Source organism: Casimicrobium huifangae (assembly GCF_009746125.1).
GTDB lineage: Bacteria > Pseudomonadota > Gammaproteobacteria > Burkholderiales > Casimicrobiaceae > Casimicrobium > Casimicrobium huifangae.
On record NZ_CP041352.1, the window covers coordinates 2,193,857 to 2,208,036 of the forward strand.

Sequence of the window (14,180 nt, forward strand, 5' to 3'; positions counted from 1 at the left end):
CTGAAAGCGTCGCAAATTCACGCAGTGCGGCGATTTGTCGACTCGTGCAGCGTTCGTGGCTCGACCGGCAAGCAACTGTGAGCTGAATCCTAAAATCGGGGCATGACGATTCAACTGCTTTTCCTTGCCCGGTTGCGTGAACGCTTTGGCGTTGCCCGCGAGACCTTTGCATTGACCGACGCTACTGTCACCGTTGCCGACCTGCTGGCAGCCCTGCGGGCGCGCGGCGGCGAGTTCGCAGCGGAGCTGGCACCCGGGCGCGCATTTCGTGTGGCCGTCAACCAGGAAGTGGTGACCGCCGAGCATCCGATCCGCTCTGGCGACGAAGTGGCGATCTTTCCGCCGGTGACCGGGGGCTGACGTGGGCAGCGTTGTTCGGGTGCAGACAGGGGATTTTGACGTCGGTGCTGAAATCCGCGCGCTGCGTGAAGGCAATCCGGCGGTCGGCGCGGTGGCGAGCTTCATCGGCTGCGTGCGCGACATCAACGAGGGCGATGCGGTCGGCCTGATGTATCTGGAGCACTATCCCGGCATGACCGAGCGCGAGCTGGAAAAGATCGCCACCGAAGCCAAAACGCGCTGGGACATTTTTGATTCGCTGATCATCCATCGTGTGGGCGAGCTGCGCCCGCTTGACCAGATCGTGTTTGTCGCGGTGACCAGTGCGCATCGCGGCGAAGCGTTCGCGGCGTGCGAATTCATCATGGACTTCCTCAAGACCCGGGCGCCGTTCTGGAAGCGCGAGAGCACGCCACAGGGCGAGCGCTGGGTCGATGCGCGTAGCAGTGATGACGCAGCAGCCGAGCGCTGGCAGCAGTGAGCGAACCCGCTGCTCTCGACGCTGCGGCCATCGCCTGCATCGGCCTCGACTGGGGCAGCACGCATCTGCGCGCCTATGCGTTTGATGGCGCTGGCCTAGTGCTCGCGCAGCGGCACGGCCGCGACGGCGCGCTGACGCTCACCACTGCAGCGGCATTCGACGCCGCGCTGTCGCGACTGGTCGGTGACTGGGCAGCGGCGTCGCCTGCAGCTTCGTTGATTGCTTGCGGCATGGTTGGCGCTCGCAGCGGCTGGCGGGAGGCGGCGTATGTGCCCTGCGGCGCGGGTGTCTACGAACTGGCGACAGCGGCCGCGTTCGTCAATACCAGCGTCGGCCGTCCACTGGCGATCATCCCTGGCATGAGGAGCGACGAGCCCGACGTCATGCGCGGTGAAGAGACGCAACTGGCAGGCGCGGGCGTGCGCGATGGGGTTGTTGTGCTGCCAGGCACGCACAGCAAGTGGGTTCAGGTCACGGATGGCCGAGTGCAGAATTTCGCGACCTTTCTCACCGGCGAGATGAACGCGCTGTTGCGCGACCACAGCTCGATCGGCAAAGCGGCCAACGCTGCGCCGGAACTTGCGGACGCTGCCGCCATTGATCTTGGCGTCAACTATGCGCGGGGCGGCGCTGCTTCGTGGCTGCACGATCTGTTTGTGTTGCGTGCATCGGTCGTTACCGGTCAGAAAAGCAGCCCGGAAATCAGCACAGTGCTGGCTGGCTGGCTGCTGGGATGTGAATTCGCAGCGGCGACAGCGATGTATCCCGATGCTCGCCGGATCACGCTGATCGCCAGCGCCGCACTGCGGCCCTGGTATGAACGCATTGCCGCGGCGTTCGGCCTGCAGTGCGACGCAAAAGATGCCGATCAGGCCACTGCAGCCGGGCTTTGGCAGGTGGCGCAGTGGTTGCGCTGATTTGGTGCTGGCGGTGACGGCGACGTTGCGGCAATTTCACCGCCCATGAACTTGCGTCAAACATTGCAGAAATAGGTCAATTGCTGGGGCATTTGCTCCACGCACGAGACCTAGAATCGCCGCATGTCTCAACACAAGCTTGGCAAGTTGTTTGAACCGCAGTCGGTGGCGGTGGTCGGTGCCTCGGAGCGCGAGGGCAGCCTCGGTCGTGCTGTCTGGAAGCGACTGCGTGCGCACCCGTACGCAGGTCGTGCCTACGCGGTGAACCCCAAACACAAGGAGGTGTTCGGCGAACCCTGCTACGCGAAGATGACCGATCTGCCCGAGCGCGTTGATCTGGCGCTCATCGCGGCCCCAGCGTCGTCGTGTGCTGCCATTCTGCGCGAGTGTGGTGCCAGTGGCTGCAACCATGCGCTGATGCTGTCGCATGGCTTTGGCTCCGGCAGCAGCGATGCTGACCTCGCCGCGACGCAGAAGCTGGCCGACGTTGCGCGTGCAGCGCGCGTGCGTCTGGTCGGGCCCAATGCGCGCGGGCTGCTGCGGCCGCGCATTGCGCTCGATGCATCGGCGATGACAGACGTCGACACCATGCCGTCAGCTGGATCGCTGGCCGTGTTGTCGCAGTCCGGCGCGTGGCTCTCGATCCTTCGTGATTTCGTTGCCGGCTCGTCGATCGGGTTCTCCAGTCTGCTGTCGCTGGGCGCCTCGCTTGACCTTGATTTCGGTGAACTGCTCGACTATTTCACCTTCGATGCGCAGACCTCTGATGTGCTGCTCTACATTGAGGAGGTGAAGAACGCGCCTGCCTTCATGTCAGGCGTGCGGCAGATTTCGCGGATGAAACCGGTGATCGTGCTGAAGGCGGATCGCGCCGATCTGCACCGCGAGCCGGATGGCACCCACGCCAACGTATTGGCGCAGCACGACCGCATCTTCGAGGCCGCCATTGCCCGCGCCGGCGCGGTGCGGGTGCAGACGGCCATGCAGATGGTGGCCGCAGCCCGCCTGTTGACCGGCACCCATTCGCGAACGCAGCAGCGGGTGGTGGCCATCACCAACGGACGCGGGCCCGGACTGGTCGCCGCTGACGCGGTCCGCGAGCAAAAACTCACGCTGGCGCCACTGACGGAGATAACCTATCAGGCGCTACGATCGGCGTTGCCCAAGCATGCCCACGTTGGTAATCCGCTGGACCTCGCAGGTGATGCAACCGCAGAGCGCTATCGGGTGGCGATGAACGCCGTGCTCGCCGATGAGCACGTCGATGTGGTTCTGGTGCTGTTCTCACCGCAGGCGATCGTCAGCGCGGACGACGTGGCGAACGAGATCATCGCGGCCAGCGCGCAGTATCGCAAGACCGTTCTCGCGGTGCTGGGCGGTGGCCCCAGCGTGGCCGCCGCGCGCATCAAGCTGGATCAGGCGCGGATCCCGCAGTTCCTCAGCACCGAAAACGCAGTGGACGCCATCGGCTTTCTGGAGACGTTCGCGCGCAATCAGTCGTTGCTGCGCCAGGTGCCGGAGCAGAGCGTGGATGGTTTCGTGCCGCGCCTTGACGACGCGCAGAAGCTTTTCGAGCACGTCTGGGCTGAAGGCCGTACGCTGCTATACGCCCACGAGGCGCGGCAGTTGCTGAGCGCATTCGGCATTGCGATGACCAACACCGGTATCGCGCGAACGCCGACCGAAGCCGTAACACTGGCGGACAGCTTTGGCTATCCGGTGGTGCTCAAGGTGGTTTCTCCGGACATTGCGCATAAGACCGAGATGGGCGGCGTGCGCCTTGATCTGCGTGACGGTGAAAGCGTTCGTCGTGCGGCGACAGCGATTTTTGAGGAAGTCGGCCATCGCGCACCCGATGCCCGTGTCATCGGGTTGACAGTGCAGCCTTACGTGCGACAGCGCGGGCAACGTGAGCTCTATCTTGGTATCGCCAACGATCCCACTTTTGGCACCGTGCTGGCATTTGGTGCCGGTGGCATCGCGGTGGAGCGGCTGGACGACGTCGCGTTCGAATTGCCACCGGTCAACGATGTGCTGATCAACAACATGATCAATCGCACCCGTGTGTCGCGACTGCTCGATGCCTACAGCAATGTGCCCGCCATCAATCGCGAGGCCCTGACCACCATGATGCTGCGCTTCTCGACGCTGGCCTGTGCCTGCCCGGAGATTGCCGCCTGCGACCTGAACCCGGTGATTGCCTATGAGCACGGCACGGTGGCGGTGGATGCCCGTGTGGTGCTGAAGGAGCGGAGCAAGGTCACGGCACTGCGGCGGCTTGGACGCTACGGCCATCTCGCTGTTTATCCCTATCCGCGTGAGCTTGAAGAGCGCGTGACGCTGCGCGACGGTACTGATTTGCTGATCCGCCCGATCCAGCCGGAAGATGCGACACGTGAACGCGAATTCATCTCGCGGCTGTCACCGGAGACCCTTTACTTCCGCTTCATGATGCCGGTGCGCGAGCTGCCAGCGGCGATGATTGAGCGCTTTACGCAGATCGACTACGGCCGCGAACTGGCGTTGGTAGGCGTGGTTGGCGAGGGCCTGGAGCAGAAGATCGTCGGTGTCGCGCGTATCACGCCGACCACCATTCCGGAGCGCTGCGAGTTTGCAATCGTCGTAGAAGAAAGCATGCATGGCAACGGCCTGGCCCGCACGCTAATGCAAAGACTGTTCGACGCGGCCCGTCTGCGTGGCTATCGCGAGATCGAAGGCATCGTGCTGCGCGAGAATCCGCGCATGCTCAAGTTCTGCGAATCGCTCGGTTTCGTGATTCAACCGAATCCCGATGATCCGGGCGAGCGGATCGCATTGCGAACTCTGGCTGACTAGGGGCGTCTCAACGCGTCTCAGACCGACCGCGCCGCCGCTCTCCGCAGCTGCCACGCATATGGAATGGCGGTGATGACTTTCGGTCTGGAAGTGTCGGGGCCGATCTTCTCCGCAAACCTTGCTGCGTTGTAACCGGTCGCAAAAGCGGCAAATGTGTCAGCGTGCTCCGGCCAGCGCTGGGCTGCCATTGTCATGGTAGTGCTTACCGTGTGTCGACTTTCAACCGGTAGCCCTGCAGCAATGAGTCGCTTGCGCAACTGGCGCCATGCGCGCAACCACGGGTCTAGCTGACGTTCCTGTCGCGCCAGCCAGAACCACCAGGCGGCGCCCATCAGCGCGCCGCTCGCCGTGATTGCAAGCAGCATCCAGCCGAGCGCAGTGAAGGGGCTCATTCCGCCGAGCCCCAAGTCTTTCAGCAGCTCGCGCTGGCGATCGCGGTCAAAACCGATGACCCACTTGGTGTAGGCGAAATTAGCCTCCTCCCACAACACGTTGAAACCCGTGAACGACAGCCAACTGCTGGCGGACACCAGCAGGCGCTCGGTTTCGGGCAGGGCCTCCTGCAGTCCGCGCTCGACGCGATCAGGAGCCACCGCTGCCGTGGGATCAATGCGCGTCCAGTAGCCGTCAAGCCATGCCTCGACCCAGGCATGCGCGTCGCTTTGGCGTACGATCAGGTGACCGGACGGGTGGTACTCACCGCCTTGGTACCCGGTGACAACGCGTGCCGGGATTCCGCTCGCACGTAACAGAAACACCGTTGCACCCGCATAGTGCTCGCAAAATCCGCGGCGGCCATCGAACAGGAACTCGTCAATCGCTGTGGTGCCGCGAGCGTCGCCGTAGAGCGGCGGGTTCAGGGTGTAGAAGAACTTTTCGCTATTGAAGTAACCAAGCAGCGCACGCACACGGTCGGCGGGCTCCGGGTGCGCGCCGGCCAGCTCCGATGCGAGGGCACGTGCGCGAGTGTTCCATGTGCGCGGACCCGTTCTCAGTTCGCTGGTACCGGGTTCCGGCTCAGGGGCGGCGTAACTGCCTCGTGCGAACGATTGCGCGCGGTACTGCACGGCACCACCGGGCGCGCGCCGCACACCAATCTGTTGCGCGTCGGACAGGAACGCGGTGGTCTCCACCGCCGGACCGACCGGGTAGGCAATCGGCATTTCGAGAATCGGAAGCCAGCGTGTGTCCTGCCGTTCCGCGGTCACGGTGTATTCAATGGCTTCGCGTGCGTGTTCGGCGGGCGTGAACGGGATGAAGTTGCCGCGCATGCGTGACATCGTTTCTGCGCCACCGCTCCAGGTTTTGCCGTCGAACTCGCGCAACACGGGGCCGCGCCAGTAGAGCGCCTGCTGAGGCGGTCGGCGCTTGTCGAATTCAACGCGGAATGCAGTCTCTTTTGACAGGATGAGTTGCGCAATTTGGCCCGGCGACATCTCTTCGGAAAGCCCGGTTCTTGCCGTCGGTGCCTCAAGCCTGCCCCAGAGTGGCGCAGTGGCTCGCGGGAAAAGGATAAAGAGCATCGCCGCCAGCGGAATGCCGAGCGCCAGGTGCGCAGTTGCGCCGACCGCGTGACGCCAGATGGTGTTTTCAACGCTGGTTGATTGACTGCTAGTAGTGGCAGGTGCATCGAACAGGCGCAGCGCTGTCACGTAGACCACGATCACCGCCGGTACGCTCAGCGCGGCCAGCAGGCCGAGGTTCTCGAAAAAGCTGGTGACGTAGAGCATCAGTCCGAGCCCCCACACCACCATGAAGTCGCGGGTGGACTTCGCCTCCAGCAGTTTGAGCGGGCCGAAGATGAATAGCAGCGCGATGCCGGAATCACGGGCAAAGAGCTTGCCGTATTGCATGAAGACCAGCACGCCCGCACCAATGGTAGCCAGCATCAGCAGCGTTCGCCAGACAAAGCTTCGCGGCGGCTGACGAACGATGAGTGCCAGCAGCAAAGCCAGCGCGCCGGCGATCAGGATGGGCGTATTGACCGAGGTGACGTTGGCCGCCTGTGATGACGCCACGGCGAGCGCCAGGAAGCGGCGTGCCCGAAGGTCCGGGTCCGCAATCGCGTTGACTGGCTGGTTAACGCGCTTCTTCCGGCCGAAAGCAAACCAGCGGCGCCACGTAGCAACGCCCGCTGGCGCTGTGGGGGTGGCACTCAACGCAGGCCTCCGATCTCTTCGTGACGCTTCGGATAGATGGCCAACAGCAGCATCGCGTCGGCGAGTTGCTGCGCGCCGTCGGCCATTTCCAGGCGGCCATTCGGCAGGCTGAGTGTGTAGGCACAGCCTTCGTTATCGGCGCGTATCACCCACGACGCCATGCGCGAGAGGCGCGCCTCGGTGTCAGCGAGTTGTGTTGCCTGCCAGTTGAGATCAATCTCCTGCCGGGCGCCGCTGTCGCCGGTGCGGGTGTACCAGCGCCCTGACTTGGCAACCTGCTTCCAGGCCACCCGCTTCAATGAATCGCCAGCAACATATTCGCGCAGGCTGTCGGGGTCGTGTGCCACGTGCATCGCGGTGCGGGCGCTGTGCCCATCGTCGTCGCCAGCGCTCAGCGGCAGTGGTGGTGCCGGGGATTCGGGGGTTGGTTCGATGATGCCGATCCAGTCGAAGTGAACATAACTCCATGCCCGCACCAGTCCATAGGGGGCACGAGATTCGACCGTGATGCGACCGAGCGGGACGATGCCGCGAGCATCACTCTGTTCTGGTATGGGCGTGGCGATCGCGGTCGGTGTGACCGCATCGGCCGCGGCCGTCAGTGGGCCGGTGACGACACGTGCCCCACGTAGCACAGCTGTCAGCCGAATACCGCTGCGCTCGCGGTCAGGCGACGTCACTGTGACAGGAAAGCTCAACGTTTCGCCCGGCCGGGTGTGCGGCGAGCGTCCTGAACGCACCAGCAGGCCGCTCAGGTTGCGATAACTGGCCAGCAGCGCGGCCTGCATCAGTCCGGCCAGCAGAAAGGCGACCACATAGGCCAGCGAGAGTTGGTAATTGACACCCACCAGCAGCAGCAGAATTGCCGTGATGATGAGGAACAGGCCGCGCCCGGTGGGCAGCAGATAGATGCGCTGCTGTATCAACTCGACACAGTCGCTTGCCGTGGGCGTGCGGCCGGTACCGGTTGTCCACTTTCCTACCCACCGGCGTCGTGTCTCCTGCCACCATGAGCGATCTGCGGGACGTGGCGATGCCGAAGGTGAAGGAGCAGCGGTTGCGCGACTCGTCATGACAGGCTGCTGCTTCTGTTCGCGTGCGGCTAGGGCGCCGCGACGCCCGCGAGCACCGTGCTGGCCAGTTGGGCACCCTTGCCCAGGCTGTCGTGGCTGGCTCCCAGCCGGTGACCGACGACCGCTGCCCAGACCGCCTGCACGTCGTCCGGCAGCACGTGGTCGCGGCCCGTCTGTAGTGCCTCGGCACGGGCAGCGCGCAGCAGCGCGAGACCAGCGCGTGGCGATAGCGGGCGGGTGGCGCCGGTGCGGCTGGCGGCGAGCAGTTGCTGGATATAGCGCAGGATCGGATCGGCAACATGAACTTGCTCGATCAATGCTTGCAGCCGCAGCAGGGCGTCGGCCGTGATCACTGCACCCAGCCGCGTCGCGTCGCCTCGACGGTCGCCGCCGCGCAACAGGGCGATTTCCGCGTCGGCGTCCGGAAAGCCCAACGTCAGGCGCATCATGAAGCGGTCAAGCTGTGATTCTGGTAGCGGCGAGACGCCGACCTGGTCAAGCGGGTTCTGCGTCGCAATGACAAAAAAGGGTTGCGGCAGTGCCCGCGTTTCACCGTCGACGGTGACTTGCCGCTCCTCCATCGCCTCCAGCAACGCACTTTGTGTTTTTGAGGGAGCGCGGTTGAGTTCGTCCGCCAGCAGCAACTGCGCGAAGATCGGACCGGCCGTGAACCGCATCTGCTGTGCGCTGCTATCCCAGATAGACAACCCGAGCAAATCAGACGGCAGCAAGTCATTGGTGCAGGCGACCTTGGTGTACTGCAGGCCGAAGGTCTTGGCCAACGCTAGCGCCAGTGTGGACTTGCCTAGTCCGGGCGCGTCCTCAATCAGCAGATGCCCCTGCGCGAGCAGACAGGTTACGGCGAGGCGGGTGACGCTGGACTTGCCCAGTACAATCGAATCGAGTTGTTGATGTATCTCGCCAAGCAGCTTGCTGGCGGTCACAATGTGCGGCGATGGGGACACGTAAATATTTCCTGGTCCGTAGTACGGAGAAGCGGATTGTCCGGTTTCAGCGTCTGCTGGCGAGCGACGATTTGAGACGTCTGCCGGAGTACTCGATGAACTATCGTGAGCATAGCGGTTCGGGCGGGTCACCTTGACGGCGGACAACGACAGTATTGACTGCGACCAGCGCCGGGAGTTTCTCGCCGCATGCTCATCTGCGGCGCTGTGCGGTTTCGCCACGGCTCTGGCCGGTGGCGAGGCGCTTGCCAATGCGCCTTCCTCTCCCGGCGGCCACACACGTCGGCTCTATCCTGCAGCATTGCTGGTGGACGAACGTGGCGCCCCGTTCAACGGCCGTTCGCTGCAGCCGCGCACCAACTATCTGTTTCACTTTCCCTTTGTGGCAACGCCATGCCTTCTGATTGACTTGGCTCGCGACGTGGGTGGGGTGGGGCGTAGCCGTTCCATCGTGGCGTTTTCTGCGATCTGTTCGCACCAGTTGGCCTATCCGGCGAAAGAGGTGAGCTTTATCCGCTTTCAGGCGACGGCGTCAACGCATAGTGAAGCCGAGCGCATCCATTGCTGCGCTGATCACTCGGTGTATGACCCGGCGCAGGGCGCGCGCGTTGTTGCCGGGCCGGCACCCGCTCCGCTGGCGCAGATTGAGTTGAGTTACGACGCGAAAACAGGCAACCTGACCGCAATTGGCTTGCGCGGTACTGACCAGTTCGATGCTTTCTTCCGCAAGTACGACTTCAAGCTGGGCATGGAGTTTGGTGGTCGCGCGCGCGATCTGGTGGGGCGGACCAGCCAATTGCAGGAGCTGACGCGCTTTTGCCGCAACGTGGCGCAATGCTGACGGCGGCAGCGGACCAGGCGGTCGTCGTTCGCGATCTGCGCAAATCCTATGGCGCGAGCGAGGCCGTGCGAGGAATCTCGTTTTCCGTTGGTCGCGGGCAGACGGTCGCGTTACTGGGCGGCAACGGCGCCGGCAAGACAACGACGCTCTCCATGCTGCTGGGCGTGCTGACGCCGTCGTCGGGATCAATCGAGCTGCTGGGGTTGCCGCTCGCGCAGCACCGCTATGACATCCTGCCGCGCATCAACTTCACATCCCCTTATGTCGATCTGCCCAAGCGGCTGTCGGTGGTCGAGAATCTGCGCGTTTTCGCTGGACTCTATGGCGTTGACGATGCCCGCCGGCGCATTGCAGAGCTGATCGCCGAGCTTGACCTCACTGAAGTGGCAGACCGACCGTACGCCAATCTTTCGGCTGGCCAGCGTACACGGGTCAGCTTGGCCAAATCACTGCTGAATTCGCCGGAGCTTTTGCTGCTGGATGAGCCCACCGCATCGCTCGATCCGGACGTCGGTGACCGCATGCGTTCGCTGCTGGAGCGCTTTCGTGCCCAGTCGGGTTGCGCGATGCTGCTTGCCTCGCACAACATGGCCGAGGTGGAGCGGCTGTGCGATGAGGTGATCATGCTGCGCCGGGGTGAAATCGTTGACCACGGGTCGCCCGCCGTGCTGCTGGCGAAGTATGGGCGCAGCTCGCTGGACGACGTGTTCCTCGATATCTCGAGGGCGGAGCCAGCATGAGTGCGGCAGGATCGGCACGCGGCAGTGGGCTGCGGCGTATCGGCGCCATGATGGCGCGGCATTTCTACCTGATCCGACGGTCATGGCCGCGCCTGCTTTCATTTGCCTACTACCCGGTCATGCAGTTGCTGGTGTGGGCGTTCGTGACCAAGTATCTGGCCGCGCAAAGCGGCAGCCAGAGCGTACTGCAGGCAGCGCCGGGCATTCTGCTGACCGGCGTACTGCTGTGGGATGTGCTGGTGCGCGGCGAGCTGGGGTTGTTTCTTTCGTTTCTGGAAGAGATGTATTCGCGCAATCTTGGCAATCTGTTTGTCAGCCCGCTGCGCCTGCACGAGTTTGTCATCGCCCAGATGCTGCTGTCCATACTGCGGGTCGTGATCGGCTCTGGCATGGCTTTGCTCGTCGCAGTCGTCTTTTTCGATCTGCGCGTCGTTGGGCAGGTTGCCGTGCTGGCGGGTTGTCTGGGGTGCCTGCTGGTGTTCGGCTGGGCGATTGGTCTGATTGCCAACGGTCTGGTGTTGCGTTTTGGTCTGGGCGCGGAGGAAATCGGCTGGGCTGTAGTGTTCCTGATCGGGCCGTTGTCGGGGGCTTACTACCCGGTTGCAGTGCTGCCCCAATGGTTGCAGTGGGTGGCGTTGGCGATGCCTACAGCCTGGACGTTCGAAGCGATGCGTGCGGCCCTCATTGATGGGCAGGCTCGCTGGGACTTGCTCGCGTGGTCGCTGGCCATTGCCGTTGCCTATCTTGGCTTTGGCGCAATCGTGTTCCGGCAACTGGTCGAGGCAGGACGCCGTCGTGGCCTGTTGCTGCAGATGGGCGAGTGATGATTCGGCCGAGCGCATGATTGCCTGGCTTGACAGCGGTGATGCATTCCCGCCGGCAACCGACGCGCTGACCGATCCCAATGGCTTGCTCTGCGCCGGGCTCGAGCTGACCGCTGACCGCGTGCTGGATGCCTATGGCCAAGGCATCTTCCCTTGGTACAGCGAGGGTCAGCCGGTGCTGTGGTGGAGCCCGGATCCCCGCATGGTGTTGCGACCGCAGGATTTCCGCCTGCATCGCAGTCTGCGCAAGACATTGCGCAATACGGTGTACGAGGTGCGGGTCGACAGCAGCTTCGAGGCGGTGATGCGCGCCTGCGCCGAGCTTCGGCCGGATCAGGACGGCACCTGGATCAGCGAGGCGATCATCGCTGCCTACACTCAACTGCACAAGCGAGGCTTGGCGCACTCGGTGGAGACTTGGGTCGATGGTGAGCTCGTCGGCGGACTCTACGGCATTGCACTTGGACGCGTGTTCTTTGGCGAGAGCATGTTCATGCGACGCACCGACGCGTCAAAGATCGCCTTCGCCCACTTGGTGGAGCAGTTGCGTCGCTGGCAGTTTGAGCTGGTCGATTGCCAGCAGAACACCGATCATCTGGCATCCCTTGGCGCAGCGCCGATACGGCGGGCGGAATTTCTGCAACGGCTGCAGCGGTTGGTAAACTCCCCGGCAGACGTTTCACTGCAGGGTCGATGGCAATTTGACGCCGACCTCGGCGCCAGCCTGACTAGGACGGCGAAGACGGCCTAAGGGAATGGCGGGTTAGCGAACGCTGCTGAATCATCAATGAGCAAACTCAACGATCTCGCACACATCCCCTGGCAGGCGCTGCAGTTTTATTCAACGGCGCCATACCCCTGCAGCTATGTGGGCGGACGGGTGGCGCGCTCGCAGGTGGCAACGCCCAGTCACCTGATTGACAGCCGGGTCTATGGTGAGTTGCTGCGCATGGGTTTTCGTCGCAGCGGGACGTTTGTCTACCGACCCAATTGCGATGGTTGCAATGCCTGCACGCCGCTCAGGGTGCCGATGGCAACCTTCATACCGACACGTAGTCAGAAGCGGGCCTGGCTACGGCATTCGCGAGAGTACCGGGCGCGCGTCGTGCCGCTCGAATATCGCCCGGAGCACTACGAGCTTTACCTGCGCTATCAGCGGCTGCGCCACCACGGTGGCGGGATGGATCGCGACAGCCGCGAGCAATACCAGCACTTCCTGCTGCAAAGTCATGTCGACACCATGCTGGTGGAGTTCCGTGATGCCGATGGCGCGCTGATCATGGTCAGCCTGATCGACATCCTTGCTGATGGCCTGTCAGCCGTCTATACCTTCTACGAACCCGAGATTCACGGCAGCCTGGGCACCTTCGGCATCATGTGGCAGATCGAGCAGGCCAAACGGCTCGGCCTGCAGTACGTCTACCTTGGCTACTGGATCGAGGGCAGCGACAAGATGAGCTACAAGGCGAATTTCTCGCCGTGCGAGATGCTGCGCGACGGCGTCTGGCAGACCGCTTAACCGTCACGTTGCCTGGTGCCGAATCCTGGCTCGATGCGGATCAGCGCGGTCACCACAAAGCTCGGAATGGTTGCCACGCAGACCCAGATGAAGAAATTGCTGTAACCCATCTGCGACTGCAACCATCCGCTCGGCATGCCGGGCAGCATCATGCCCAGCGCCATGAACCCGGTGCAGATCGCGTAGTGCGCGGTTTGATGGTCGCCTTTCGCAGTCATGATCATGTAGAGCACGTAAGACGTAAAGCCGAAGCCATAGCCGAATTGCTCAATGGCGACCAGCGTGGCAATCAGCTCAACGCTGCTGGGTAACACCAGCGCCATATAGACGTAGACCGCGTTCGGTACATTGATTGCCAAGGCCATCGGCCACAACCATCTCTGCATACCATGGCGCGATATTAGCCAGGCACTCAACAGGCCACCCACGGTCAGCGCGATGACGCCGATGGTGCCGTAGACCACACCCACCGTGGCGGTGGAGAGCCCGAGCCCGCCATTCTCGGCCTTGTCGAGCAGGAATACCGGTGCGATCTTCACCAGTTGCGATTCGGCGAAGCGATACAGCAGCAGGAAGGCGAGGATGGTGACGATCTCCTTCTTGCGCAGGAACTTCAGAAAGACCAGCACAAAGGCTTGGCCGATCGGGGCCGGCCGTCCGTGCTCGTCGGTAGCGACGTTGCCGATGTCGTTCGCCGGTCGCGGCAGGATCAGGCTGTGCCAAAGGAACAGCGAGATGAACATCGCGCCGAGCAGGAAGAACACGATGGACCACGCCGCCGACACGTTGCCGGTCATTTCAGTGAGCTTGCCAGCCAGATAGACGAGGCCGCCCTGACCGGTGATCATCGAGAGCCGGAAGAAAGTGCTGCGAATGCCGACATAAGCGGCCTGCTCATGCTGCTGTAGACCCAGCATGTAGAAACCATCGGAGGCGATGTCATGGGTCGCCGCGCTGAATGCCAGCAACCAGAACACCGCCAGGCTCAATTGAAAGAAGTTGCTGGTCGGCAGTGTCAGCGCCACCAGTGCGAAAGCGCTGCCGATCAGCAGCTCAAGCCAGACGATCCACCAGCGTTTGCTGCGGAACATGTCCACAAACGGCGACCACAGCGGCTTGATCACGAAGGGCAGGTAGAGCCAGCTCGTATAGAGCGCAATGTCGGTGTTGGAGATGCCGAGGTTCTTGTACAGGATGACCGAAAGCGTCATCACCGCGACGTAAGGAATGCCCTGACCAAAGTAGAGCGTCGGGATCCAGCGCCAGACGCTGCCATGAGCTTGCCGATTGGCGCCGGCCGACGAAGCCACGTCTGTCGCGTCGCGATTTTGTGTCTGCTTTTGACTGCCTTCGAGTGTTTCCCCGTTCACGCCTGATCCCTGAATTTGCGGGAGAGCGCCCGCATCAGTCCAAGTGTGCCTGAATTTGCGCGTGGTGTTCAGCAAAGTAAGATAGGTTGTGCTGCGGAATATCCAACCTGACCCCTT

General features: G+C 62.9%; 13 protein-coding genes. 9 read left to right on the forward strand and 4 right to left on the reverse strand.

The window, feature by feature from the left end:
* The first annotated feature begins 102 nt into the window (after nt 1–102).
* From moaD to FKL89_RS10035, 4 genes are all read left to right on the forward strand, one after another.
* A complete protein-coding gene (gene moaD / locus FKL89_RS10020) occupies nt 103–360 on the forward strand; it encodes a molybdopterin converting factor subunit 1 (RefSeq protein WP_156862621.1) in 258 nt (85 codons plus the stop codon).
* Between the two features lies 1 nt (nt 361).
* A complete protein-coding gene (gene moaE / locus FKL89_RS10025; RefSeq protein WP_156862622.1) occupies nt 362–820 on the forward strand; it encodes a molybdopterin synthase catalytic subunit MoaE in 459 nt (152 codons plus the stop codon).
* On the forward strand, nt 817–1,737 hold the full coding sequence (locus FKL89_RS10030) for a 2-dehydro-3-deoxygalactonokinase (protein WP_162527481.1): 921 nt from the start codon (nt 817–819) through the stop codon (nt 1,735–1,737). Before moaE ends, FKL89_RS10030 begins: the two co-directional genes overlap by 4 nt.
* A 123-nt stretch (nt 1,738–1,860) precedes the next feature.
* Complete coding sequence (locus tag FKL89_RS10035) at nt 1,861–4,572, forward strand: bifunctional acetate--CoA ligase family protein/GNAT family N-acetyltransferase (RefSeq protein WP_156862624.1); 2,712 nt, start codon at nt 1,861–1,863, stop codon at nt 4,570–4,572.
* A gap of 17 nt (nt 4,573–4,589) precedes the next feature.
* On the opposite strand, the gene FKL89_RS10040 is transcribed toward FKL89_RS10035, so the two are convergent.
* The 3 genes from FKL89_RS10040 to FKL89_RS10050 are packed head-to-tail and all read right to left on the reverse strand — an operon-like array spanning nt 4,590 to nt 8,769.
* A complete protein-coding gene (locus FKL89_RS10040; protein ID WP_156862625.1) occupies nt 4,590–6,731 on the reverse strand; it encodes a transglutaminase TgpA family protein in 2,142 nt (713 codons plus the stop codon).
* Nucleotides 6,728–7,804, reverse strand: a complete 1,077-nt coding sequence (locus tag FKL89_RS10045; protein ID WP_156862626.1) for a DUF58 domain-containing protein — start codon at nt 7,802–7,804, stop codon at nt 6,728–6,730. Before FKL89_RS10045 ends, FKL89_RS10040 begins: the two co-directional genes overlap by 4 nt.
* A 29-nt stretch (nt 7,805–7,833) precedes the next feature.
* The gene (locus tag FKL89_RS10050; protein ID WP_238363572.1) at nt 7,834–8,769 is read right to left on the reverse strand and encodes an AAA family ATPase; all 936 of its coding nucleotides are present in this window, start codon (nt 8,767–8,769) and stop codon (nt 7,834–7,836) included.
* Between the two features lie 133 nt (nt 8,770–8,902).
* Here FKL89_RS10050 and FKL89_RS10055 point away from each other — a divergent pair, with 133 nt between their 5' ends.
* Genes FKL89_RS10055 through FKL89_RS10075 form a run of 5 tightly spaced genes read left to right on the forward strand, consistent with a single transcriptional unit; the run spans nt 8,903 to nt 12,693 of the window.
* Nucleotides 8,903–9,610, forward strand: coding sequence for a Rieske (2Fe-2S) protein (locus FKL89_RS10055; RefSeq protein WP_156862627.1), 708 nt, complete (start codon nt 8,903–8,905; stop codon nt 9,608–9,610).
* On the forward strand, nt 9,604–10,350 hold the full coding sequence (locus FKL89_RS10060) for an ABC transporter ATP-binding protein (protein ID WP_156862628.1): 747 nt from the start codon (nt 9,604–9,606) through the stop codon (nt 10,348–10,350). Before FKL89_RS10055 ends, FKL89_RS10060 begins: the two co-directional genes overlap by 7 nt.
* Nucleotides 10,347–11,174, forward strand: a complete 828-nt coding sequence (locus tag FKL89_RS10065; protein ID WP_156862629.1) for an ABC transporter permease — start codon at nt 10,347–10,349, stop codon at nt 11,172–11,174. The genes FKL89_RS10060 and FKL89_RS10065 overlap by 4 nt, the downstream gene beginning before the upstream one ends.
* Nucleotides 11,175–11,190: 16 nt before the next feature.
* Nucleotides 11,191–11,925 carry a leucyl/phenylalanyl-tRNA--protein transferase gene (gene aat / locus FKL89_RS10070; RefSeq protein WP_156862630.1) on the forward strand — a complete coding sequence of 245 codons (735 nt, stop codon included), beginning with the start codon at nt 11,191–11,193 and terminating at the stop codon, nt 11,923–11,925.
* A 36-nt stretch (nt 11,926–11,961) separates the two neighbouring features.
* Entirely contained in the window at nt 11,962–12,693 is a 732-nt protein-coding gene (locus FKL89_RS10075; protein ID WP_156862631.1) for an arginyltransferase, read from the forward strand.
* Here the strand turns inward: FKL89_RS10075 and FKL89_RS10080 are convergent.
* Complete coding sequence (locus tag FKL89_RS10080) at nt 12,690–14,003, reverse strand: MFS transporter (protein ID WP_238363595.1); 1,314 nt, start codon at nt 14,001–14,003, stop codon at nt 12,690–12,692. The two genes, FKL89_RS10075 and FKL89_RS10080, sit on opposite strands and share 4 nt — an antisense overlap.
* Nucleotides 14,004–14,180 lie beyond the last annotated feature (177 nt).